Here is a 24,147-nt window from a genome sequence, read left to right as displayed (position 1 = left end):
ACAGTCCTTTTTATTATATCAAAAAAAGCCCCCTGAGTCACTTTAAAATGGGACTGGAAAGCATTTGGGCATTCTTTAAAAAGAGATTTTCAGTTTTAAGGGCCAATTTAGGGCTGTGTAAAGAAAAAAGCCCTATTAAAGGCTTTTTTAGGATGTTTACATCCACCCTGAGGGAATCGAACCCCCATCTCAAGAACCGGAATCTTACGTGATATCCATTACACTAAGGGTGGAAACTTGTTTTATTATAACAAAAATCTGTTCTAATAACAAGTTTTTTTCTGGTCAGATAGCCCGTCTTAGTGGGAAGCATCCCCATTCCAGATGGAATTTTTCACGATCACATAATCAACGTGTTTAAGGTCAGCAACCTGACGTCCACCTGCATAAGAAATAGCACTTTGAAGGTCTTGTTCCATCTCAGTTAAAGTGTCTTGCAGATGACCTTTGGCAGGAAGCAAGATGCGTTTGCCTTCCACATTTTTATAAGCACCTTTTTGATATTGTGAGGCTGAACCGTAGTACTCTTTGAACTGTTCACCATCGACTTCAATCGTTTTCCCTGGACTTTCGATGTGTCCTGCAAAGAGGGAACCAATCATAACCATGCTGGCACCGAAACGGATAGACTTGGCAATATCGCCGTGAGTACGAATCCCTCCATCAGCAATAATCGGTTTACGGGCAGCCTTGGCACACCAACGAAGGGCAGCCAACTGCCAACCACCTGTACCAAAACCAGTCTTGACCTTGGTGATACAAACCTTACCAGGACCGATTCCAACCTTAGTAGCATCCGCACCAGCATTCTCCAATTCACGCACAGCTTCTGGTGTTCCCACATTTCCAGCAATAACAAAAGTATCCGGCAATTCTTTCTTGATGTGTTGAATCATAGAAATCACGCTATCTGCATGACCATGAGCAATGTCAATCGTGATGTATTCTGGAGCATCAGACTTGAGCTGGCTAACGAAATCATACTCATAGTCCTTAACACCGACAGAGATAGAAGCAATGAGCCCTTGATCGTGCATGCGTTTGATAAAAGGAATACGTCCTGCTTCATCAAAACGGTGCATAATGTAGAAGTAACCACCTTTAGCTAGTTGCTCTGCTACATTTTCATCCAAAATCGTCTGCATATTTGCAGGTACAACAGGTAGTTTGAAGGTGTGATTTCCTAGAGTGACACTTGTATCTGCTTCTGCACGGCTTTTAATCACACATTTATTTGGAATCAATTGAATATCTTCGTAATCAAAAATTGGAAATTCATTTAACATATCGATGTCTCGTTTCTTTTGTAATGACCTACCTATGCTCTCGCATCACTACGCCTTTTCCGACGTTTCCTTAATTTATTATAAACTAAAGTACAGTTTTTGTCAAATTATTTTATAAATTAAAATATATCGTTCGGTTTTTATTGTGTAAATAACAAAAGAAAGGAGAGATTATTTTCTCCCCACTTCTTTAGTAATATTCCTTTTAAAACTTTCTTCGGAGTTTTCCAGCATTTCACAAAATTCACGATAAGATGAAGACTTCTGAGGAATTTGGATAGACCATTTCTTCAACAAAGCTCCATAACCTACTAGCTTTCCTATCTCATTATCAACAACCTTGTCCTTGCTCGGAAAAACAAGACCAGCCTTCTCAGCTTTTAAAATATAAGAATAGGAAATCAGCTGGAATAAGTCCTCACGGTTGATACCTTTTTCAGTGAACTCTAGTTTTTTATATTTAGCATCTAGAACAATCTTTCGTTCTCTATCATAAAAATCTGGATATACTTTCCGTTTCCCAACAGAAAATACCGAAATACCACCTAATTTTTCTTTATTCCGTGGATGGATGAAATCTTTTGGCAACAAGGTATGAACATACTCTTCCCAAAGCCAGGCAACATCAAAAAGAATACCATGAATTTTTTGATCTTGATACCCTAAGCCGTGCTTTTCTTGGTTTAGGATCATCAGACAAAGTTCTTGTAACTTTCTGTACTCGTGAAAGTATGCATGACGTATAGGTTTAGATTGATTTCCCCAAATAATCTTAGCACGATCAGCTAGTTTATAAGAGGGCGTTACACGCACGATTTCAGCTACGGTTTCACGACTAGTTGAGAGATTATCTAGTACCCCTTGACCAATACTTTTCTGGTTCTTAATGTATTCAATAGTATGACGGACCAACTGCATGAGGGGATTGTCATAGGTGAACTCTCTCGTTGTGTAGGCAATATTTCCCGTGAAAGGAAGGTTTTTCTTGAGATGGTTTCTTACATCAATCACTCCCTTAACATTACTGTCATTATGAGAAAATCGATGGTATTCCTTATAAAGACCTTTTTGAATAGCAGCTTGTAGATACTTGGGGAAGAGATACATCAAAAGTTGATAAAGCCTCTCTTCACGAGACAAAGCAACATCTAAACTAGTGAGATTGATATGAAGAACCTTGTGTAAGAGATAATGCAAAAAATGGTCATTACTCTCATCAGAAAAACGAGAGGAAATCGTTAATCTTTCCTGACCACAACCCAGAAAACCAATCACATTTCCTGTCTTGATTTCCTGATTAACTGTTTCAAAGATTTTTTGGTCCTTTTCTAAGTCAGGAGAATTCTTCAAATCATTTGGAAAAATGAAAACACGTTCATCTTGGGATAGACTTTCCAAGGTTCTGTCTAAAAGAAGATTGCTTAGTTTAGGATATTCTTCAACAAATTCTTCTTTAACAATCTTGTGTTGATTATCAGTGATCCGCATCATCGTTTTCATCGCCTTCATTGTCATCAGCTACTGTCTGATCTTTTTGCTCATTCTTTGTCAGATCGAATGCTTTTTTCAATGTTTCTAGAGTTTCAGCTTCATCATAAGAACCACGTACATAATCTTCCAAAAGTGGTTTGAGATAATCAGACCAGAGTAATTCATAGTCAAAATCTATATACTGCAACTCACAGAAATAACTTGGTCCGATATGGTAATGACTGTTTAATTCTTGAACGTTTTCAATAGCAGCATTCAAGTTTCTTAGTCTAGTTTTAGCTTCTTCAGCACACTCACCTAGTTCTTTATCTAGAATATAAAGTTGACTTTCAGCCGTAACTTCAACAAATCGGAAACGACGACGCATAGCAAAATCAAAAGTATCAACAGATCTATCTATATCATTCATAGTTCCGATAATATAGACATTTTCAGGGATATAAAATTTCTCATCAGTTTCATGTAAATTAGCATATTGGGTAGATACACTTCCCTTTTCACCACGATAGCCTTTATCAATTGAGAAAAAGAGTTCTCCAAAAATCTTAGAAATCTCACCACGGTTGATTTCATCGATGATGAAGACGAATTTCTTGTCTGTGTCAATCGTTGGAGATACATAATCACATAATCCATAACTTTCTTTCATGTGATCCAAAACAATTTTTTGATAAGTTTCGTACTTTAAATTAGTATCTTCACCCTTGTACAAAAGATACACTTTTTCTTTGGTAGCAACAGGAGAATCAAACTTCACATTCCCTTGACTGTTTAGACTGGCTGGAACAGAACTACGAGAGAAGAAGTATTGTCCTTGCTTTTCATTGATAGCATCCGTTAGCTTAGCCCACGTTTCATCAAAATTATCTTGTCCTCCAGTCTTCTGAGCTTCTTTAGCCTTTCGGCAAAACTGCTTAAAAATACCATCTTGTAATTTAAACTCGATAACTCCATCCCCATTTGATACTGGGCGCAAACCCTCGACAAAATCCGTATAGTCATAAGATGGGTGAAACTGTACAAAGCCGATTTGATCTTTATTACCATCTGTTAATTCGTTTGCAATATCAATAGCAAGGTGTGTTTTTCCTGTACCAGGTGCACCACGAAGGATGAGGTTTGGAGACTTTAATAGAGATTGGGTTAATTGATGACGAAAATTGTTTAATGAATCCATTGTACTATTTTCTTCCTTATTTTCCATAAAAAGCTTAGAATACTCAAAAAGAATAGTTCCTAATTTCGATGGCTCCAACTCAGGATAAGTTTTGGACACCAGTTCAATTATTTTATGATTTTGCAGATAAGGGCCACCTTGATTTGTCTGAGAAACAAAGTGGCTCCAAAATTCTTTCTGACTATTAATATTTACACCAAAGAAAGGATTTCCCTCAGAATAGATACAAAGTAATTTTGTCACCATAGCAGAACGACCAATAAATTCATTTGTTGATCTTTTCATATCAAAAATAGGATTTTCAAAGTTAAAACGAATACCTTCTTTGATAATTTCATACAAATCTGATTTTAATTTTGAAAATCGTTGATCCAACTCTGAAATCTCATTATTAGCTTGATCTTTATATTTGTTTGTTTTTTTATTCCAATAAATACCAAATTTTGAAGCTGAGCCACCAGAAATTCCAAGAAATAGATTTTTGTATTTTCCCTTCTCAAGAGCGTAGCACAAAGACTTATTTTGCTGTCCCTTTCCTATTACATATTCATCGATTGACATTGTTAAAATCCTATCTAAAGGCCATTCCTGGAGAAACTCTTCTTTTAATTTATCATTAAACTTTTCACCAGCAGTTGCCTTATTTAATAACTCTTCTTTATTTAGACTATACCATTTATAAAAATCTTCTAAACTAACTTTTCTTTTATTCATCAATCTAACTCCTTTTACTAATGATGTTTAAATATTAGCATTACTTATTAACATATATTTTATAAATAGAATACCATATTCTATAGAAAAAGAAAAGAATTTCTATAAAAAAGCCTAGTATTATGAGCTGTAATGTCTCTTAACACTAGACTTCTTTTTTATCTTAATAATACTCTCCCTGACGGTAGTCCCATGAGTTAAAGGTATCCGACAGGTGCATCATGATTTTATCAATATCCAGTCCTTTACGGATTACAACTGGTGCTGGTGAAGTTGAACGTGCTCCTCCTTGTTCTGGGATGAGTTTGCCGTCTTTATCAACCATAGACACCATCACACCTTGCTCGTAGCGAGTTTCAATCGTTTTGTCAGGTTGGATAGATGCCACATAGTCGTCTGCTTCAATGACAAGATCCACTGCTCCTTCGATACGTTCTCCGATACCTTCTACCTTACCACGGTTACCTTTTCCAGATGGGTTTGCAGATGAAGCGTAAACCATCTTACCTTCTTCCCAAAGTTTGGCAGCCAATTGTTCACCAGCTTTACCAAACTTGATGACAAAACAGCTTGTACCACGCACGTCAGTCATAAGTTCTTCACGGCCATCACCATATGCTTTAAGTTTTTCAAAAGCTTCTGGTTTCCATGGAAGGATACAACCAAGTAGAATGTCTTCGTCCCAATGTTTTTGGTAGAAGGCTTCAATTTCTGGGTTAAGTTGGGCTAAAGCTCGAAGCTCGTCCATGCTACCACAAAGTACAACACCTGGCTTGTTACGGTTACGCTCTTTGGCTGCGAACTTGCGTTCAAGTCCTGCCTTGTCGCTGGTCATGATAATGTAACCAACTTTAGTAGGGCAAACGATACATCCGCCCTCACCTTTTAAAATGTCATAGCCTTCTTGTGAAAGTGTTCCGTTCCATTGAATGTGTTTTGTCATAGTTCTATATTTCCTTTTCTAATTTTCTTCTAATCTTGCCAATAGGCTGGTCGTTGTTTTTCATAAGCAGCAATCAAGTCTTCATACTGCAAAGTGATACCGATATCATCCAAACCATTTAAGAGCTTGTGTTTCCATTCACTATCGATTTCGAAAGTGAATTCTCCAACTGGTGAGATGATTTTTTGTTGTTCCAAGTCTACAGTTACCTGATCGGTCGGTTTGAGTTGGGCTAGTTTCTCTCTAACCTCTCTAGGTTGAACAATAGGCAACATGCCATTATTGAGTTCATTATTGTAATGAATATCACCGAAAGATCCTGCAATCACGACCTTAAAACCGTAGTCTGCTAGAGCCCAAGCAGCGTGTTCCCTCGAAGACCCTGCGCCAAAGTTATCCCCTGAAATGAGAATACTGGCTTTGCGATATTCAGGTCGGTTAAAGACAAAATCTGGATCCTCAGTGTAGTTATCGTCCAGATAACGCCAAGCATACATGAGATACTTACCAAAGCCTTTTTTATCAATTAACTTTAGAAACTGCTTGGGTAGGATTTGGTCGGTGTCGATGTTATCATTCATGAGAGGAACGGTCGTTCCTGTATAAACTGTAAATTTCTCCATATCCTCTCCTTACTGGGCCTCTGGCATTTGCCGAACATCTACGAAGCGCCCTGCGATAGCTGCCGCAGCTGCCATGGCTGGACTGCAGAGATGGGTTTTAGCACCAAAGCCTTGTCTGTCTTCAAAGTTACGGTTACTGGTCGAGGCGCAGTGGACACCATCAGGAACCTTGTCCGGATTCATCCCTAGGCACATTGAGCAACCTGGGTCTCTCCACTCAAAGCCAGCATCTAAAAAGACCTTATCCAAGCCCAACTTCTCAGCAGCTCGTTTGACAGGACGAGAGCCTGGAACCACGATAGCCGTTAAGTTAGGAGCTATTTTCTTCCCTTTGACAAATCGCGCAGCCAGCTGCAAGTCACTGAGACGAGCATTGGTACATGAGCCAATAAAGATATAGCCTAGTTCAATATCCGCTGGCTTTTGACCAGGCTCCAAGTCCATGTAATTGTATGCGCGCTCATCATTCATATCCTTAATTTCTGGGAATCTACTGTCAAAGTCAACCCCCATAGCAGGATTGGTTCCCCATGTTACCATAGGAGCCAAGTCTGAGACATCCATCTGAATAACCTTATCATAAACGGCATCATCATCACTGACAAGCATCTTCCAGTCAGCAACCGCATCCTCAAAAGCTTCGGGAACACATTCCCGTCCCTTGAGATAATCATAGGTTGTCTGATCCGGATTCATGATTCCCATCTTAGAGCCAAACTCGATGGACATATTGCAGATGGTCATTCGCTCTTCCATGCTCAATGCATCAATCGCTTGTCCTCGATATTCCACCACATAGCCAACACCACAGGCAACGCCGTACTTGGCAATTAAGGCAAGAATGTAATCCTTAGAATAAACTCCTTTTTGAGGAACACCAGTGAATTCTACCAGCATTTTCTTAGGTTTGACCTGCCAGAGGGTTTGGGTAGCAAAGACATGCTCGACCTCACTGGTCCCAATTCCAAAGGCGATAGCTCCGAAAGCCCCGTGGGTTGCTGTATGACTGTCTCCACATACGATGAATTTCCCTGGTTGGGTCCGTCCTGTTTCTGGACCAACCATGTGAACAATACCTTGCTTTTCAGAACCGTGGGCCGCATGTTCGATCCCAAATTCCTCAACATTTTCAGCAAGCTTATCAATTTGGGCCTTGGAAATCACATCTCGAATATCATAGATATTGACTGTTGGGACATTGTGGTCAAAGGTTCCAAATGTCAAGTCTGGTCGTCTCAATCTACGACCTGCATCTCGTAATCCTTGAAAGGCCTGAGGACTGGTCACTTCGTGGATATAATGCTGGTCCACGTACATGAGTTGGGGCTGCCCCTCTTCTCCTGTGATGACATGACGGTCCCATAATTTATCAAAAATCGATTTTCCTGCCATCCATTACCTCCAAATAACATATAAAACTACTAGTGTGGTCACCATCCCGAGAAGCCAAACCGTTTTAAAGTACCATTTTCTAGTCTTGTGATGAAAGGTGATTCCTGCTAGCCAAGCTCCAAAACCACCACAAGTAAAGGCTAAAATGAGTAAAATTTTCTCTGGGATGCGCCAAACTCTTCTCCTTGCCTTAGATTTGTCAATGCCATAAATCAAGAAAACCATGACATTCCAAATCAAAAGGACTAAAGTATTTTTTTCGTCTAACTTCATAACCTTGCAATAATAGCTTCCGTCATTTCCTTGGTCGAAGCCTGTCCACCTATATCTCTTGTTAAAACACCAGCTGCCAAACTTTCCTCAACAGCACGCTCGATACGTTCCGCATCCTCATAACGTCCAAAACTGTCTCTCAACATCATGGCCACTGATAAAATCATGGAGATAGGATTGGCAATTCCTTGACCTGCAATATCAGGAGCTGAACCGTGAATAGGTTCATAAAGACTTGGACCTTTTTCAGAATGACTGGCTGATGGCATAACTCCAAGTGTGCCAGATAGGACGCTTGATTCATCCGAGAGAATATCTCCGAAAAGATTTTCTGTCACGATGACATCAAACTTAGCAGGATTGGTAATCATGATCATGGCAGCTGAGTCCACCAGCTGATGTTCCAAGGTCACATCTGGGAAATCTTGTGCGACCTTCTCAGCTACTTTCCTCCAGAGTTTTGATGTTGCCAACACATTTTGCTTATCGATGCTGGTAAGGATTTTTCTCCGACTTCTTGCAATATCAAAAGATTTGCGAATAATCCGCTCCACTTCCTCGTAGCTATAGTCGTTGATATCACGCGCTTTTCTTTCTTCAAGAATATGATCCCCAAAGTAAATCCCGCCTGTCAACTCCCGCACAACGACAAAGTCCACCCCAGCAATTCGTTCTGGTTTTAGTGGTGACAAATGCTTGAGACTGTCAAAGATTTTTACAGGGCGAATATTGGCATAGAGATTGAGTTCCTTACGGAGAGCCAACAAGCCTTGTTCAGGCCGAACTGCTGCTCCATCATACCGAGGACTACCGATAGCCGCTAGGAGAATGGCATCTGCTTCACGACATACCTTAAGGGTTTCATCAGGTAAGGGATGCCCTGCAGCATCGATACCTGCACCTCCAAAAGGTCGTCTATCAATCTCATAGTCAAAACCTGTTTTTTCAGCTAGGGCTTCCAGAACCTCTAAACCAGCCTCCATGATTTCTGGGCCGATTCCATCCCCTGCTAGAGCTACTATTTTCTTTGTCATAGCATTCTCCTTTACACACTAGGCATATCGCGATAGGAAACGCTACGTCCCATCTCACCAGCATTCTCTTTTTGAACAAAGGTATTAGCATTGATGTAGGCAATAGCAGATGCTTTCAGTACATCGAAATCAAGCCCTGCTGCATTAAAGATGGTTTCTGTATCTCTGTTTTCAACAGTGACTAATACCCGAGCCTGGGCATCGATTCCATCCGTCACCGCATCGATAGTGTAGGACACCAAGCGAACAGATTGATTGAAGAACTTATCAATAGCGTTAAAGATAGCCTCAACAGATCCTTGTCCTGTCGCATTAAATTCGACTTTTTCACCATCCATATTGGCTAGGCTAACAAGCGCTTCGATGTCATTTTCCGCATGGGTTTGTAGTTGTAAATCATCAAAGTGGAAGCCTTCTGGATTTTCAACCATGGTTCCTGCTACTAGAGCGCGAATATCTGCATCTGTGATTTCTTGTTTCTTATCAGCCAGTGCCTTGAACTTAGCAAAGAGTGGTTTGATGTCCTCTTCTGAAAAGTCTAGGGCCAATTCTCTTAGTTTTTCAACAAAGGCATGGCGACCTGACAATTTTCCAAGTGGAAGGCTATTACTCTTGACACCGACCAATTCAGGAGTGATTATTTCATAGGTAAGAGGATTTTTAAGGACTCCGTCTTGGTGAATACCAGATTCATGAGAAAAAGCATTGCCACCAACCACAGCCTTGTTTTTAGGAACTGGAATTCCTGAGAAACGTGAAACCATTTCTGACGTATTGATAGTCTCATTTAGGACAATACTGGTTTCTGCTTGGTAGTAATCTTGGCGAATATTGAGGGCTACTGCAATTTCTTCCAAAGCAGCATTTCCAGCTCTCTCACCAATACCGTTGATAGTTCCTTCAACACGTCCCGCCCCATTCTTGACGGCAGCAAGGCTATTTGCCACTGCCATTCCGAGGTCATCGTGGCAGTGTGGCGAATAGACAATCTGATGATTTGTCTTGACATTCTCAATCAGGTGTTTGAAGATAGCGCCGTATTCCTCTGGCGTAGTAAATCCTACTGTGTCAGGGATATTGATATAAGACGCCCCTGCGTCGACAGCTGTTTGAACAACTTGCAAGAGGAAATCCAACTCTGTTCTAGTTGCATCTTCAGGAGAGAATTCGACCACTTCAAACTTAGAACGAGCATAAGAAACATGCTCCTTGATAGCTTCCAAAATCTCTTCTTTACTCTTATTGAGCTTATACTTGCGGTGAATGGGACTGGTAGCAATAAAAACGTGAACTTGTGGATACTTGGCGTCCTTGAGGGCCTCGTAACAAGCATCAATATCAGACTTGACAGAGCGGGCCAAACCAGTCACCGCTGTTTTCTTCAAAACCTTAGCAATCTCCTGAACTGCCGTAAATGAGTCTGGGCTAGCCGCTGGAAAACCTGCTTCAATGGCCGAAATGCCCCATTTCTCCAGCTGCCTTGCTATGGCAATTTTTTCTTTGATTGAAAAGTTAACACCCGGTGTCTGCTCTCCATCCCGAAGGCTGGTATCTAGAAATTCAACTGTTCTCATAAGATTTCCCCTTTTCCAAATGTGGTTTTTAAAAAAACATCTCGCTTAGAAGTCCAAGCGAGATGTTGATTTACTCCCGCTTGGTAAGCCAAACAGGACTAATGCTTTTTGCACTAGCCCGAGTACCTCAACAACAAAGCAAATTGATTAAACTTAGCTGTTTTCATGTTTGACTTTCTCCTTCGTTTGATATCTTGTTTAGTATTTTAGCATAGGCAAAAGCACTTGTCAAGAAAAAATCCAATATTTTCTGAAAATTTCTTCAGTAAAGAATATTTCGCTAATTGAAAGTTCTTGAAAATCCTTGAAATATTTCATTTTTTAGAGGTTAAGCTCCAACTTTTTTCTATCAATTCCAGGACCATTTCATCTGACAAAGTATCATCAAAAGCCACACTAATCCAGTAGCGTTTGTTCATATGAAAGGCTGGATAAATTCCCTTTTCTGAAAGCAAGTCCACTACTTGATCGTGTTTGAGATTGACTGCTTCCACTAATCCTTCTCTACCCTTTTCCAACTTATCCCAAGAGATTCTCATCAAGACGGCATACCACTTTTGATTCCCTTCATGACGTAATACTGCTGTATCAGAAGATTTCTCCCACAGATACTCCAACTGATTTCCATACTTTTCCTGAACCTGAGCCATAATACGCTTAGTCTGAGGACAGATATAATCCTGAACATCAAAACAAGTCTTCCGTATCTGGTAAAGAATATCCAAACAAGCCTCACGGACACTTCCTACAAAACTTCCCCTCATGCTTTCCATATGGACTTGAGGATAGAGATCGCCCGTTTCCCGGTCAAAGACCTGAAAACTCACATTATCAGTAGTGATGGAGACTGTCATGACAAAGTCACCCTGCAAAATCTGGCAACTATAGGTCCAGACTTCCCAATTTTCTACAAAACCATAGGCACGAGCCTTTTCTTGATTAAACTGATAGGATTTAAAAATTTCAAACATAAGTGAAAACTGCTACCCAAAGCTAGCAGTTCCTTTCTATTTTTTAAAAGACAACCTTGGTTCCATGCAATTGTGTCACACCCAACTGGTCGATAAAGGTTTGACGATTGTCCAAGTCAATCCCCCCACCTGGTAGAATTTCAATTTTACCTTTAGCATGTTCCAAAATTCTGTGATAGTGAGCAAAACGTTTGTCTAGCGAGTCACCAGATACTCCAGCACGAGTTAAGATACGGGTTACACCAGCTTGGTTGAGCCAGTCAATGGCTTCTAACTGGTCTTCATCACTCAATTCATCAAAGGCCATGTGGAAGACAATTTCCATTCCTTTTGATGCGGCAATCAGCTTCTCAATATTAGCCTTATCCAACTTCTTATCAGCAGTTAAAGCACCAAATACAACCCCTTGACTTCCAGCCTGAGCAGTTAATCGAATATCTTCTAGCATGATAGCAATTTCCATATCATTATAGACAAAGTCGCCACCACGGGGACGAATCATGGTCATAATGGTCGTATCGTAGTTGGTTGCCAATTCAACTGCTGCCTTGGTCACTCCGTAGCTGGGTGTTGTCCCACCAACTGCTAGATTGTCACAAAGTTCAATCCTTCGAGCTCCAGCCTGCATCGCTTTTTCAAGCAAGGTCACATTTTCAGCACAAAATTCGTAGATCATTTGATTCTCCTTGATTATTACTTTGAATTTATTATATCATATTATTGTAAATATGCTTTCAATTTTATCAAGGCAAATAACTACTATTTTAACTATTCTTTGTCTGGAATGACCTTGAAGAGATAATAGGTGATAAAGATGGTCAAAGCTCCCAGACCGATTTTTACTGGTAAAAGAGGGGCAAAATAAATGGAAATTCCCATCAAGATGTAGATAGATACGATGATTTTTTTCTTTCGTTCACGCGCAATGGACTTGGTCTCGCGAAAATCAGCTACATATGCTTGATAGAGCTTGGTATGATAAAGCCAATCTTCGAAGCGCTTGGAACTTCTTGAGAAACAAGCAATAGACAACAAAAGAAAAGGCGTTGTAGGCAACAAGGGTAAAACAACCCCAACAATAGCCAAGACCAGTGATAAAAAACCAATTATCAGATAAATAATACGCATAACTTCTCCTAGTTAAAATAATCTTCTTCTAGTTTCGCATACAATGGTGAATTTTGTCAAGTTCTAACCAAAAGAGCCTGAAATTAACTTTCAGGACTCTCCTCTTATTTAATCTTTTCTTCTTCGTAGTCGCCATTACTACATACAACCTGCTTGCCACCACCACGGACTTTTTTCTCCATGAGGAAGTTGCCACATTTTGGACAGTCACGACCAACAGGCTTGTCCCAAGAGGTAAATTCACAGTCTGGATAGCGATTGCAACCATAGAAGAGGCGGTTACGTTTGGTTTTACGCTCAATGATTTGTCCCTGATGACAACTTGGACACTCAACACCAATCTCTTTCACGATTGCTTGGGTATGACGGCAATCTGGGAAATTGCTACAAGCGTAGAACTTACCAAAACGACCAAGTTTAATAACCATTGGACTGCCACACACTTCACAATCAAATCCAGCTGGTTCATCCTTGATCTGGATTTTTTCCATTTCTTCTTCAGCCTTGGCCACTTCTTTAGAGAATGGTTTGTAAAAGGAGTCTATAACACGTTGCCACTGCTCTTTTCCGACTTCGACATCATCCAGCTTGCCTTCCATTTCAGCTGTAAAGGTTACGTTTACGATATCTGGGAAATATTCAACGATGAGCTTGTTGACAATTTCCCCCAACTCTGTCGGTTCAAAACGTTTGGCTGCAAGACGAACATAATAACGTTTCTGAATGGTTTCAATGGTTGGCGCGTAGGTTGACGGACGTCCAACTCCATTTTCCTCCAAGGTCTTGATAAGGGTCGCTTCAGAATAACGGGCAGGTGGTTGGGTGAAATGTTGCTCTGGTTTGCTATTGACCTGTTTGACCACATCTCCCACAGCCATATCTGGTAACATCTTATTCTTGTCAGAATCATTATAAATGGCAAGATAACCATCAAACTTAACCTGACTACCATTTGCAGCAAATTGAACTCCATTTTGAGACAATTTAACAGCTATGGTATCAAAGACAGCAGCTGTCATCTGGCTAGCTACAAAACGATTCCAGATAAGGGTATAGAGCTTGAGCTGGTCCTTGTCCAGATACTTAGCGATGCTTTCAGGTGTATTAAAGACACTAGACGGACGAATAGCCTCGTGGGCATCCTGAGCTCCTGAAGCATTTTTGACCTTGCTACCATGCTTAGAATACTTGCTACCAAAACGGTCCGTGATGAAACTTGCTGCTTCATTCTGCGCTACAGGACTGATACGAGTCGAATCGGTACGCATATAGGTAATCAAACCTTGAACACCAGAACCGATATTAATTCCTTCATAGAGCTGTTGGGCAACCATCATGGTTTTTCGAGTACGGAAATTGATTTTATTGGCAGCATCCATCTGCATAGATGAAGTGGTATAGGGTAATGGAGCATTGCGTTTGCGCTCTTTCTTATCCACCTGATCTACTGAAAAATCTTTACTAGTCAGACGAGATAAGACTTCCTTGACCTCATCATTACTAGTCAGTTTTAGCTTTTTACCATCTACTCCATAGAAGGAAGCCTGAAATTGCTTGGTTCCCTTCTTAAAGACACCATCAATTGTCCAGAATTCTTCAGGCTGGAAGGCGTTGATTTCATTCTCACGGTCAATGATGAGTTTAAGGGCAATGGACTGTACGCGCCCTGCTGACAAGCCTTTCTTGACCTTCTTCCACAAAATAGGCGAAATCGAATAGCCTACCAAGCGGTCCAAAACACGACGAGCTTGTTGGGCATCTACCAAGTCCATATCAATCTTGCGCGGTTCTTTAAAAGCATTTTTGACTGCATCCTTGGTGATTTCATTGAAGACCACACGGTTGGCATCATTTTCATCCAAGTTGAGAATATGAGCCAAATGCCAAGAAATCGCTTCTCCTTCACGGTCCGGGTCACTCGCCAGAAAGACTTTATTAGCTTTTTTAGCTTCTTTTTTCAAGTCATTGATAAGAGGACCTTTTCCTCGGATATTGATATATTGCGGTTCATAATTATTTTCAATATCGACGGACATACTAGATTTCTTCAAATCACGGATATGGCCGACGCTGGCTAAAACCTTGTAGTTTCTGCCGAGATATTTTTCAATCGTCTTGGCCTTAGCAGGCGACTCCACGATTACTAGATTTTTTTTAACTGTTGATTTTTTCTTTTTTGTTGCCGTAGCCACAGTATCACACCTTTTCAAAGTAATAAACTTTATAAAGTGTAAACCATTTTGCCATAACTGTCAAGACTTAGCTCCTATATATAGAAGAAAAGTTGGTTTAAAAAGCAAAATTTCGTCTTAAAATTCAAATTCCGCAAGAACATCTTGCCCACTGGTGACCAATTTTGCTCCTTCTTGAATCAAATGATGACATCCATCAGATAGTCCATCTAAAATGCTACCAGGTATAGCAAAAACATCGCGTCCTTCTTCCATTGCCCTCTCACAGGTAATGAGACTACCTGAACGCATCTTAGCCTCTGCTACAATCACACCACGACAAAGTCCAGCAATGATGCGATTACGGGCAGGAAAATGAAATTTTAGAGGTTGTTCACCAGGTCCATACTCACTGAGAACCAGATGGTCATTGCCGATGTAGTCTTGCAAGCGTTTATTAGCTTTAGGATAAAACACATCCAGTCCTGTTCCAATCACTGCAATGGTTTTTCCGCCATTCTGAAGAGCTGCCATATGCGCTGCTGTGTCAATGCCCCTGGCTAGTCCACTGACGATAACCAGTTCATTTTCCAAGCCCTGAATGACTTTTTCAACTGACTTAGCTCCCTGTTTGCTACAAGCACGACTTCCTACGACTGCTACCTTAGGAAATTTCAAGAGATCCAGATTTCCCTTGTAAAATAAAAGTACAGGCGCATCATATATTTCACTCAAATCCCAAGGGTAACAGTCATCTAAAATAGAGAAAGATTGAAATTTTTGAAATTCTTTCTCCAAATGCGCATCATCTATCTGAAAATAACGTTCCATAAAAACAGCTGGATTTCGGCAACCTGATATATCTGCAATATCACCTAACAACAGTTCTTGATCAACATTTTCACCGTATTCTAGGACATTCAAAATCTGTTGATTGGTCAAACCTGATTTTTTTAACTTATAGATTTCATAGTTTGTGATTTTCATAAATATCTCCATTTCTTTTTCTACTCATCTATTTATTCGTAAAAAAATCAAAAAACATCCGACTATTTCAGCCAGATGTTGGAATCTTTAATTTTCGTTTTTAAGAATTTCTTCCAATTTATGATAATCTTGGACACTGTCAATTTCATAGATGCTGTTGCCTTCTAATTCTTCAACATAGACATCTAGTTCTTTGATATTATCCTTAACCATATTATCCCAATAGAGGTCAACAAATTCACCACTTGCATAAGCCTTGTCGATAAAGCTGACAATCTTTTCTGCAGTTGGAGCATCCCAGAAGGATACACCACTCAGGATACGACCAGCTTTGCTATCAACAATAATGTCTTGAACCTTGTAGTCATCGCCATAGACTAAGAACCATTCGTTGGTACAATCTTCACGATAAACACTAAAATAAGTAGAACGTGTCAAATCATTGCGGAACATATTTTTAAAGAGATAATTGTCAGCATCAATAACATAACTGTTAGCTAATTCTTCTTTTACAAGATAGAGAGAGTAAAAGTTATTGTAGTCAGCGTATTTATCATTGAAAACGAGGCGAACACCATATTTTTCTTTTAAGTAATCAAATTGTTCTTTAAGGTAACCAACAATGATGATGATATCATGGATACCTTTTTCTTTTAAAAACTCAATTTGGTATTCAATCAAAGGTTTTTGATTAACCTGAACCAAGGCTTTAGGGGTATTTTCAGTCATAGGACGCAAGCGAGTTCCCAATCCCGCTGCTAAGATGATGGCTTTCACACGAATCTCCTTTATTCTTTAATAATAATATAAACTCCAGCAATGACGACAAGTGACGTAATAATTGTCAGCATATCTAGCGGTGCACCCAAGAAAACAACTGCAAACAAGACTGTCCATACTACATAGCTCACATTCAAGCCTGTAGCCTTGGCTGGTTGCAAGCGATTGATAGCGATATAATAAGCCAAGTAGGAAATCATATCAAAGGCTGCAAAGACAATCATAAGACCTAGCAATTGGCCATTGGCCACTTCTGAAAATGATTGATGAGAGAAGAGTACAATCACAAGATAGGACAAGAATGAAGTCACTTGACGGATTAAGAGTGCTTCGATTTCACTTAATTCACTTTCCATAGCAAAGGAGCTAAGAACACTCTCACTACCCCATGCAATAGCACAAATCAAAGCACAGAGAATGCCAATGTAGAAGGAATTAACCTGTTCAACCTTATAGGTCTGAGCAATAATCCCTCCAATAATCAAGACAATCCCAAACACAGTATTTTTCGAAATCTTATGCTTCAAAAAGAAGAAAGCCAATAAAACTGAAATTGCAGGGTAAATAGCCGATACAGATGAAGCTAAGGAACTTCCGATATACTTAACTGCATAAAGATTGGCCTGCATACCGATAGGACCTGCTAACAAGGCTCCGATGATTACACTAACATTGCGAATATTTAAGAAAATCGAGAGACGAACTTTTCCTTCTTTTACTAAAAGAAAAGCTAGTAAGATAAAGATACTCAAGAAATCATGAGCGGCGGCCACCACAAAGGGCGACAAATCTGTAAAAATTGAAAAGATATAAGCGCTAATTGTTAGACCTAAACCCCAGAAAACACCTGAGAGTAGACCAAAAGAAACTCCATTTTTATTTTTCATCTGAACCTCCATAATAGGACAAACCTTTAACAGCTCTCTGGTAACGATTCACACCATAGTCACCAAAATCTGCACCTTGCTCTTCTTTATAGACTGTCCATAGACTCCAAATAGTATCTTGTAAAATTTTATAAATAGCAATCTTTTCACGAGAGACAGGTGTTTGCTCACTCTCATAGTGAGACAAGAAGGCTTCTTCCTCCTTAGGAGTGAATTCAGACTCTAAAAAGAGGGCAGCCAAATCCCACATTGGATCATTCATTGATGAATATTCCCAGTCAATCAGATATAGATGTCCTTGAGGTGATTCGATAAAGTTTTCAGGCACCAAATCGATATGACAAGATTTTCTGTCAACACCTAAGGCAGCCAGTCTTTTCTCTAAAGAGAAGACTTCTTCTCGAACAGCTTCATAGTTAGCATAAGGGATTTTTTCCTCAATCAAGGATTCGTATTTTTTGATTTCTTCAAAAGGAGCAAATTCTCCTCTTAATTCCTTGCCAGAAGCATGAATGGTTTGTAAAATTGGAGCAATTTTATCAAACTTGTTCTTGATTGTAGTTGAATCCAGCGTAATAGCAGATTCGATATACTCATTAACTTTGATACCAGCTTCAATATCAAAAAGATAATTTTTGACATCTAGGTCTAAATCTTTAAGTAGTTCAAGATTGTACTTTTCATCTTGACGATTGATCAATTTTTCAGTCCCTTTACCAAAGAACTTAACAATGTACTGCCTATTTGTTGTTTTGGCCAAATAGTTTTGATTGGTCATTCCCCCCAGTTGTTCAACACTGAGGACTTCCTCTTCTTGGCTAAGTAAGGAAGAAATTTTTTCTTTAATGATTTTCTCCACAATTAACCTCCAGCACTTATACTTCCCACTTAAACACTGTTTTAAAGGCTGTGTTTAAATCGGTCGCAAAGACACGGTGAATATCTTTAATTTCTCTTACAGGTTCTTCTAGATAAAGGATATTTTTAAGACGATTGGCAAATTTCTTGACTTCCATCATTTGGATTGCATTTTCAAAATCAATGCGACCAGAACGAGAGGACCCAACCAAGAGCAAGCCTTTTTCTAAGGCATCGCGTGTATTGAGATTGACTTTATACTCACTAACTCCCATCATAAGAATCGTTCCCTGAGGACGAATATAGCGAACCAAATCATTAATAGCTGGTCCAGTACCATCACCACCACAACACTCAAAAGCATGGTCAAAGGCCAAATCTTCAGGAATATTATCAGTAATATAGCATTCTTTGGCAAATGAGAAAAGTTCCAACTTTTCCCAATGACGACCAATAACCACAATCTCTGCTTCTGGCAAAGTATAGTTGATAATATTGGCAACCACAAAAGCTAAACTTCCATCTCCGATAACAGCGATTCGGTCCCGCTTGCTATGAGCAAGGGTCAATAGACGCTTCATAGCGTGCATGCCGACACTGACAAACTCTGTAATGGCTGCAACCGTGTCTTCAATATCATCATAAGCCACCACACGATCTTTAGGGAGAGAAACAAACTCTCTCATAAAGCCATCAAAGCCACTAGATAAGAAATGAGTCCCTGTCATGTAGTTCTCATAGAATTCTTCATCACTCTGCATAGGAGGCTGATTAGGAATCATAACAACCTTTTGACCAACCTCATAAGTTCCTGTCGGATCAGAAATAACGGTTCCACATGACTCGTGAATCATTGCCATTGGAAGTTTTTTATTCAAAATCTTTGGATCACGTTTTCCTTGGTAGTAACGCTGATCCGCATGACAGACCGCCATGTAATTAGGACGGATGAGGATATGATTCTCTTGGTCAATAGCCTCTTCCTGGTATTTGACATTGATAAACTTAGGCTTAGTTAGTTGATAAATTTGATTAATCATTTTACTAGTCTTTCTCAATCATACTTTTTGCAATCTTCAAATCTGTTACTGTTGTAATTTTTAGATTTGAATATTCACCCTTGGCCAAGGCCACATCTTTTCCCTTGATCACAAAAATTTTACATGCATCTGTCAAGATTTCCTTCTCTTCAGCAGAGAGAGAACCGTAAAGGTCCATGAAGTCCTTGCAACGGAATGTTTGAGGTGTTTGTCCTTGATAAAGGTGAGCACGATTTGGAATATCTGTAATGAATTGACCATTGGTACTTTCAACGATAGTATCAACCGCTTCTACCACTGTGTCCACTGCGTCATGATTTTGGGCAAGTTGGATATTGTCCTGAATCATGCGAAGTGTAATAAATGGACGAACAGAATCGTGGGTAACAACGATATCCTCTGGAGTAAGCGGACGATAAGCATCAATAGCTTCAATGATTTTCTCAATACTTGTATTACGGTCAGCACCACCCTTGGTAATGATGATACGTTCCTTATGAAAAGGAAGATATTTATCTACAAGATCTTCTGCATGAGAAACCCAGTCTCCATGAACCCCAACTACAATTTTTTCAATACTTGGTTCCAAGACAAATTTTTCAATTGTATGAATCAAAATAGGTTGATCACCTAGTTCTAAAAATTGTTTTGGCAAGTTACTGATTCCCATGCGTGTGCCAGTTCCACCGGCAAGAATTCCTGCATAAATCATCTATTTTCTCCTTTGTCTTACTAAAAAAACTTATTCTCTCTATTATACCACAATCTAGTCCTATCATAAAAGAAATACTAGTCATCCCGTTCTAGAATAGGAGGATTAAGCAGTTCCATTATTCAAAGAAACTAGTCCATTTCTAGTAGTGACTAGGAATTCAATAGTCATTACTAATAAATGGCTGTGAAATTTTAGAGTTCTTCAGAATAATATAGTTTTCTTAAAGAAAGCTTAAATTTATATTTTCTTAATACAAGAAAAAGCTAGGAAATAATAAATTGTCCGATAGAGACACACTTCCTAACTTTTTATTTTTTAGTAAAACTCACCAGTCTTACTCTTCCTTATCTTGATTTTCAGTTCCTTTAACTGCTTTTTTAAATTCAGACAGCATTTTACCGATTGACTCTCCTAGTTCAGGCAATCGCTTTGGTCCGAAGATCATGAGAGCTCCTAAAACGATAATAATCAATCCTGGTGCTCCGATATCACGTAAGATTCCCATTTCTCTCTCCTTTCTGCTTGCGTTTCATAATGTGTTTGCTGATGGAAATACTTAATTCATAGAGTAAAATCAAGGGGGCAGTCATTGCCAAATCGCTGACAAAGTCAGCTGGTGTCAAGATGACTGCGAGTACCAATAAAATAAAATAAGCATATCGGCGATAAGCAATCAATAATTCTGGTCCAATGAGTCCAATTGACGTCAAAAAGGCAATGATAACTGGCAATTCAAAAATCAGAGCCAAGGGCAAAGTCGTTTGAAAAACAAAGGACAGATAATTTTGAGCTGTTAACTGTGTTTCAAATAGTCCTTCTCCTAGCCCTAATAAAACCTGAAGTAAGGCTGGTGTTACAAAGTAAAAACCAAAAGCCAGTCCAACTAGAAAACAAAGGAAACTAGCTGGAATATAGGCAAAAATTGCTCTAGCTTCTTCCTTTCTTAAACCAGGTTTGATGAAAGACCAAATATGATAAACTGTATAAGGTAGGGTGATGGTAAAGGCCATCAGACTAGCCAAACGTATGTATATCCATAAAATATCATTAGGACCTAAAACAATCAACTTTTGCTGAAAAGATTGGGTCACATACTGATAAATCTGGTCTGCAAAAAGCAGAGAAACACAGAATACCAAAAAGAAACAAATGACCACTGCCAATAATCTCTTTCTAAATTCTACCAGATGTTCAACGATTGTCAATTCTTTTCTATCCATCTATTCTTCACCCTGTCTGAAAGTGACAATCAAAACGATAACAACAAAGATTAGCTGACTGACCAAGCCTTCCCAACTTGGATAAATTCCAAGAAGGTCGATTGTTGGAAATCCTGTCAGCAAGTGGTTAGGAGCCATATTGGTCAACTGAAGAGCATGGACACTAACTCCCAGCATCTTGAAGGCTAGGGCATAAATCATCCAAGTCAGGATAAAGAAAACCTTATGTGGCAGGAAAAATTGACTGGCCTTGTTCATCACAAGGGCAATAATTATCAGAACCAGCAAGGCAAGTGAAATCCCCAAGACAAACTCAAAGCTGGAAATTCTTGGTGAAATCCCAACATAAAAGAGAATGGTTTCTGCTCCCTCACGGAAAACAGCTAGAAAACTGAGGGCAAACATGGAAATAAAAGAGCCTGTTTTGGTCACTGTTTCCATTTGTGACTCCATAAAAGCATTCCATTTTTTGACTGAGGATTTGCTATGGAGCCAGATTCCAATCACAATCATCATAGCTACCGCAAAAATCCCAACTGCTCCTTCGATGATTTCACGATTGGAGCCTGATGTAACTGCTGGAAAGGCAGTTTGCAGGATGAAAGCAATGACCAGACTGGCCATGATTCCTGTGATAGCACCACCATAAACCCACTTGAGGCCTTTTCGCAACTTTGCTGCTTTCAAGGTTGTCACCAAGGTCATAACGATTAAGAGAGCTTCTACTCCTTCTCTCAAGAGGATCAGCATAGCATCAAAGGCATTGTAACGTGCGCTAGTATCAATTTGTGATAAATCTGCAATCAGTTTTTCTAATTTTTCTTGGTAATCCTTCTCACTTCCCTTGACCATAATCACAGGGCTTTCCCTCTCCACTCGTGTATAGAGGGAAGGATTGGTCGTGCTAACAGAACCCTCAATCGTTGGCCAGATAGTAATAAATTCCTTCATACTAGCTGCTCCTAATGCTTGGTCACCAGCTTGGAATTGTTCCAAAGCCTTCTTCAAAAGGGCAATGCCATCTTTGAGAGTCAAATCAGAAGATGTTGCTACGACTTCTTTTCCTGTTACAAAATCATCTATAGCCTTTTTTAAGTCCTCAAAGGAAGTCTGGATAGAATTAAAATCCGTAGGCTCAGTCTCCATGCTACTACGCAGGAAGGAGATAGCTGTTTCAACACGTCCATAATGGGCTGTACTATTGTCACGAACCACACTTTCATTGATAGTCCAAGTGGAATTCATTTTCTTAAAAGCTTCACGAACCTTTTCCAAATCTTTGGAGGCAATGGCTTGTTCCAAGGATTCAAAACGAGGACTTAGACGGTTGACCAATTTTTCCTTTTCCGCATCTAAGTCAACAGGATTTTGTTCTTTTTCAAAGGCTAATAGGGCTGCAGAAATTTCGGTGAGTTTGTCTTCAGTAATCTCTCCTGATTGAGCTAACTTTTCCTTAACGACTTTACCAGCCTCAGAATCCTTATTTTCTACTCTTTCGAAATCTGATGCCATCTCTGCAACGAGTTTCTGTGCTTCAGACTGATTGCCATTTTTAACCGCTTTGGACGCATCTGTGATTTTCACAAAGTAAGAACTTAGACTCTCTTGGGCATCTACTGGGGAAAGAATTAAAAATAACAAAGCTAAAACCAAGAACCAGCTTCTAGCCTTCCAATAATTTCTGACCAATGTAGCCTCCTTTCTCCACACCACCAAAGCAAGCGAAGAGTCCACTACCGATGTGAGTGATATATTCATTCATCTTATCAGTAGCACCTAGGTTAGTTTGAACCTTAACAAAGTTATCAGGATCTTTTTGGAAAGAAATAAAGAGCAAGCCCGTATCAAACTGACCAGTCTTTTCATCAATTCCATCAGAGTAAGAATAAGAACGACGTAAAAGGGGCTTATCCACTTCCTTAGCCAAACGAACATGCGAATCATCTGGCAAAAGACTCAAATCCACTTCATCAAACTCGTTCTTCTTACCAAAGGGGGCACCACTTTCCTTGTAACGACCAAAGGTATTTTCTTGTTCTTCAAGACTAGTGCGGTCCCAGGTCTCTAAAAACATCTGAATCCGACGAACTGCCATATAAGAACCATTTTCCATCCAGTCCTTACTATCAGCCCAGATAACGCGGTCAAAGTCTTGCTCCTTGGTTGGATTTGCTGTTCCATCCTTAAAACCAAAGAGGTTACGCGGTGTCTCCATTCGATCTCCGATTGCTGCAAAACCAGACTGACTCCAACGAAGGGTCACTGCATTTCTGCCCTTACGGATGAGATTGCGAATAGCATGAAAGGCAACTTGCTCATCATCTGCACAAGCCTGAATTACAATATCTCCACCAGTATATTTTTCACGCAATTGCTCTTTAGGAAAAGGCGGTAAATCCCTGAACACTTGAGGACGCTTGTTCTCCAAGTTCATCTTTTTCAAGAAACTTGCAGACACACCAAAAGTCAGCGTCAAACGATGAGGATTGAGCCCAACTGTCTCACCAGTATCGTTAGGAGGTAAGAGAGCATTCTGGCCATCTTTTTTGACCAACTCTCCCTCAACCAACTTAGCACTATAATCCGTCCAATCCTTGAACAACTGGATAATCTTATCTCTATCCGTTGTATGCAAGTCCAAAACGACAAAATAGATATTTTTTTGCATGGGCGTACTAATCCCAGCTTGATGCTTGCCATAAAAAGCAATTTTTTCATTTCCGTACGAGATTTTTTCCTGATTCCCAAGCTTAGGTGCGAAAAAAGCAGAAGCACCAGAGAGTCCTAGTGCTAAACCAGCCCCTCCAATCCCTGCTTTTTTTAGAAATTCTCGACGGTCCATTTTCTTCTCAAAAAACTTTTCGTCTTTTTCAGTCATGACTC

The 24,147-nt window shown here is 39.7% G+C and carries 22 protein-coding genes, 1 tRNA gene and 2 pseudogenes; all 25 read right to left on the bottom strand.

Annotation, left to right across the window (positions count from 1 at the left end; translation table 11 throughout):
* Positions 1-161: 161 nt before the first annotated feature.
* Positions 162-233 (bottom strand) — tRNA-Arg (locus CBI42_RS02005).
* Positions 234-299: 66 nt separating this feature from the next.
* A complete protein-coding gene (locus CBI42_RS02000) occupies positions 300-1,286 on the bottom strand; it encodes a GMP reductase (protein WP_078238407.1) in 987 nt (328 codons plus the stop codon).
* 171 nt (positions 1,287-1,457) lie between these two features.
* Entirely contained in the window at positions 1,458-2,774 is a 1,317-nt protein-coding gene (locus tag CBI42_RS01995) for an McrC family protein (RefSeq protein ID WP_179211350.1), read from the bottom strand.
* Positions 2,761-3,411 (bottom strand): annotated as a pseudogene (locus tag CBI42_RS13465) (AAA family ATPase); the annotation flags it as partial. The gene CBI42_RS01995 and the pseudogene CBI42_RS13465, both read right to left, overlap by 14 nt.
* A gap of 212 nt (positions 3,412-3,623) precedes the next feature.
* A pseudogene (locus CBI42_RS13460) lies at positions 3,624-4,668 on the bottom strand (McrB family protein); the annotation flags it as partial.
* Between the two features lie 163 nt (positions 4,669-4,831).
* A complete protein-coding gene (locus CBI42_RS01985) occupies positions 4,832-5,611 on the bottom strand; it encodes an L-threonylcarbamoyladenylate synthase (protein ID WP_000160498.1) in 780 nt (259 codons plus the stop codon).
* 29 nt (positions 5,612-5,640) lie between these two features.
* Positions 5,641-6,234, bottom strand: coding sequence for a 3-isopropylmalate dehydratase small subunit (gene leuD / locus CBI42_RS01980; protein WP_000410640.1), 594 nt, complete (start codon positions 6,232-6,234; stop codon positions 5,641-5,643).
* Positions 6,235-6,243: 9 nt separating this feature from the next.
* Positions 6,244-7,626 (bottom strand): 3-isopropylmalate dehydratase large subunit, encoded by a 1,383-nt coding sequence (gene leuC, locus CBI42_RS01975; RefSeq protein ID WP_094753114.1) that lies wholly within the window; start codon positions 7,624-7,626, stop codon positions 6,244-6,246.
* 3 nt (positions 7,627-7,629) lie between these two features.
* Complete coding sequence (locus CBI42_RS01970; protein WP_094753113.1) at positions 7,630-7,899, bottom strand: DUF1294 domain-containing protein; 270 nt, start codon at positions 7,897-7,899, stop codon at positions 7,630-7,632.
* On the bottom strand, positions 7,896-8,933 hold the full coding sequence (leuB, locus tag CBI42_RS01965) for a 3-isopropylmalate dehydrogenase (RefSeq protein ID WP_094753112.1): 1,038 nt from the start codon (positions 8,931-8,933) through the stop codon (positions 7,896-7,898). Before leuB ends, CBI42_RS01970 begins: the two co-directional genes overlap by 4 nt.
* Positions 8,934-8,944: 11 nt before the next feature.
* Complete coding sequence (locus CBI42_RS01960) at positions 8,945-10,507, bottom strand: 2-isopropylmalate synthase (protein WP_094753111.1); 1,563 nt, start codon at positions 10,505-10,507, stop codon at positions 8,945-8,947.
* Between the two features lie 314 nt (positions 10,508-10,821).
* Positions 10,822-11,478, bottom strand: coding sequence for an MmcQ/YjbR family DNA-binding protein (locus tag CBI42_RS01955; RefSeq protein WP_094753110.1), 657 nt, complete (start codon positions 11,476-11,478; stop codon positions 10,822-10,824).
* Positions 11,479-11,521: 43 nt separating this feature from the next.
* A complete protein-coding gene (locus CBI42_RS01950; protein ID WP_094753109.1) occupies positions 11,522-12,154 on the bottom strand; it encodes a copper homeostasis protein CutC in 633 nt (210 codons plus the stop codon).
* Positions 12,155-12,246: 92 nt separating this feature from the next.
* The gene (locus CBI42_RS01945) at positions 12,247-12,606 is read right to left on the bottom strand and encodes a YbaN family protein (RefSeq protein WP_042751275.1); all 360 of its coding nucleotides are present in this window, start codon (positions 12,604-12,606) and stop codon (positions 12,247-12,249) included.
* Positions 12,607-12,710: 104 nt separating this feature from the next.
* Complete coding sequence (gene topA / locus CBI42_RS01940; RefSeq protein WP_094753108.1) at positions 12,711-14,798, bottom strand: type I DNA topoisomerase; 2,088 nt, start codon at positions 14,796-14,798, stop codon at positions 12,711-12,713.
* A 117-nt stretch (positions 14,799-14,915) separates the two neighbouring features.
* Positions 14,916-15,764 (bottom strand): DNA-processing protein DprA, encoded by an 849-nt coding sequence (gene dprA, locus CBI42_RS01935; protein ID WP_049491762.1) that lies wholly within the window; start codon positions 15,762-15,764, stop codon positions 14,916-14,918.
* An 87-nt stretch (positions 15,765-15,851) separates the two neighbouring features.
* Positions 15,852-16,541, bottom strand: coding sequence for a CTP--phosphocholine cytidylyltransferase (locus CBI42_RS01930; protein ID WP_020902399.1), 690 nt, complete (start codon positions 16,539-16,541; stop codon positions 15,852-15,854).
* 11 nt (positions 16,542-16,552) lie between these two features.
* Positions 16,553-17,431 carry a DMT family transporter gene (locus CBI42_RS01925; protein WP_094753107.1) on the bottom strand — a complete coding sequence of 293 codons (879 nt, stop codon included), beginning with the start codon at positions 17,429-17,431 and terminating at the stop codon, positions 16,553-16,555.
* A complete protein-coding gene (locus CBI42_RS01920) occupies positions 17,421-18,290 on the bottom strand; it encodes a phosphotransferase family protein (protein ID WP_094753106.1) in 870 nt (289 codons plus the stop codon). Before CBI42_RS01920 ends, CBI42_RS01925 begins: the two co-directional genes overlap by 11 nt.
* 16 nt (positions 18,291-18,306) lie before the next feature.
* Positions 18,307-19,329: a ribitol-5-phosphate dehydrogenase gene (locus CBI42_RS01915; protein ID WP_094753105.1), complete on the bottom strand. Its 1,023-nt coding sequence runs from the start codon at positions 19,327-19,329 to the stop codon at positions 18,307-18,309.
* Positions 19,330-19,333: 4 nt separating this feature from the next.
* Positions 19,334-20,041, bottom strand: coding sequence for an IspD/TarI family cytidylyltransferase (locus CBI42_RS01910; protein ID WP_094753104.1), 708 nt, complete (start codon positions 20,039-20,041; stop codon positions 19,334-19,336).
* A gap of 337 nt (positions 20,042-20,378) precedes the next feature.
* Complete coding sequence (locus tag CBI42_RS01905; RefSeq protein ID WP_049491767.1) at positions 20,379-20,549, bottom strand: twin-arginine translocase TatA/TatE family subunit; 171 nt, start codon at positions 20,547-20,549, stop codon at positions 20,379-20,381.
* Entirely contained in the window at positions 20,533-21,264 is a 732-nt protein-coding gene (gene tatC / locus CBI42_RS01900) for a twin-arginine translocase subunit TatC (protein WP_049491768.1), read from the bottom strand. The genes CBI42_RS01905 and tatC overlap by 17 nt, the downstream gene beginning before the upstream one ends.
* A complete protein-coding gene (locus tag CBI42_RS01895) occupies positions 21,265-22,953 on the bottom strand; it encodes an FTR1 family protein (RefSeq protein WP_094753103.1) in 1,689 nt (562 codons plus the stop codon).
* Positions 22,928-24,142, bottom strand: coding sequence for an iron uptake transporter deferrochelatase/peroxidase subunit (gene efeB / locus CBI42_RS01890; protein ID WP_094753102.1), 1,215 nt, complete (start codon positions 24,140-24,142; stop codon positions 22,928-22,930). Before efeB ends, CBI42_RS01895 begins: the two co-directional genes overlap by 26 nt.
* Between the last annotated feature and the right edge of the window lie 5 nt (positions 24,143-24,147).

The organism is Streptococcus sp. KR, assembly GCF_002238115.1.
Taxonomy (GTDB): domain Bacteria; phylum Bacillota; class Bacilli; order Lactobacillales; family Streptococcaceae; genus Streptococcus.
This window is presented reverse-complemented; position numbering and strand designations above follow the sequence as displayed.

Coding starts and splice junctions, on each gene's coding strand:
- leuB (WP_094753112.1), bottom strand. CDS start 8,933: ATGACAAAGAAAATAGTAGCTCTAGCAGGGGATGGAATCGGCCCAGAA.
- leuC (WP_094753114.1), bottom strand. CDS start 7,626: ATGGCAGGAAAATCGATTTTTGATAAATTATGGGACCGTCATGTCATC.
- CBI42_RS01945 (WP_042751275.1), bottom strand. CDS start 12,606: ATGCGTATTATTTATCTGATAATTGGTTTTTTATCACTGGTCTTGGCT.
- efeB (WP_094753102.1), bottom strand. CDS start 24,142: ATGACTGAAAAAGACGAAAAGTTTTTTGAGAAGAAAATGGACCGTCGA.
- leuD (WP_000410640.1), bottom strand. CDS start 6,234: ATGGAGAAATTTACAGTTTATACAGGAACGACCGTTCCTCTCATGAAT.
- CBI42_RS02000 (WP_078238407.1), bottom strand. CDS start 1,286: ATGTTAAATGAATTTCCAATTTTTGATTACGAAGATATTCAATTGATT.
- CBI42_RS01925 (WP_094753107.1), bottom strand. CDS start 17,431: ATGAAAAATAAAAATGGAGTTTCTTTTGGTCTACTCTCAGGTGTTTTC.
- CBI42_RS01950 (WP_094753109.1), bottom strand. CDS start 12,154: ATGATCTACGAATTTTGTGCTGAAAATGTGACCTTGCTTGAAAAAGCG.
- CBI42_RS01995 (WP_179211350.1), bottom strand. CDS start 2,774: ATGCGGATCACTGATAATCAACACAAGATTGTTAAAGAAGAATTTGTT.
- CBI42_RS01910 (WP_094753104.1), bottom strand. CDS start 20,041: ATGATTTATGCAGGAATTCTTGCCGGTGGAACTGGCACACGCATGGGA.
- CBI42_RS01960 (WP_094753111.1), bottom strand. CDS start 10,507: ATGAGAACAGTTGAATTTCTAGATACCAGCCTTCGGGATGGAGAGCAG.
- tatC (WP_049491768.1), bottom strand. CDS start 21,264: ATGGATAGAAAAGAATTGACAATCGTTGAACATCTGGTAGAATTTAGA.
- CBI42_RS01955 (WP_094753110.1), bottom strand. CDS start 11,478: ATGTTTGAAATTTTTAAATCCTATCAGTTTAATCAAGAAAAGGCTCGT.
- CBI42_RS01985 (WP_000160498.1), bottom strand. CDS start 5,611: ATGACAAAACACATTCAATGGAACGGAACACTTTCACAAGAAGGCTAT.
- CBI42_RS01915 (WP_094753105.1), bottom strand. CDS start 19,329: ATGATTAATCAAATTTATCAACTAACTAAGCCTAAGTTTATCAATGTC.
- dprA (WP_049491762.1), bottom strand. CDS start 15,764: ATGAAAATCACAAACTATGAAATCTATAAGTTAAAAAAATCAGGTTTG.
- CBI42_RS01970 (WP_094753113.1), bottom strand. CDS start 7,899: ATGAAGTTAGACGAAAAAAATACTTTAGTCCTTTTGATTTGGAATGTC.
- CBI42_RS01905 (WP_049491767.1), bottom strand. CDS start 20,549: ATGGGAATCTTACGTGATATCGGAGCACCAGGATTGATTATTATCGTT.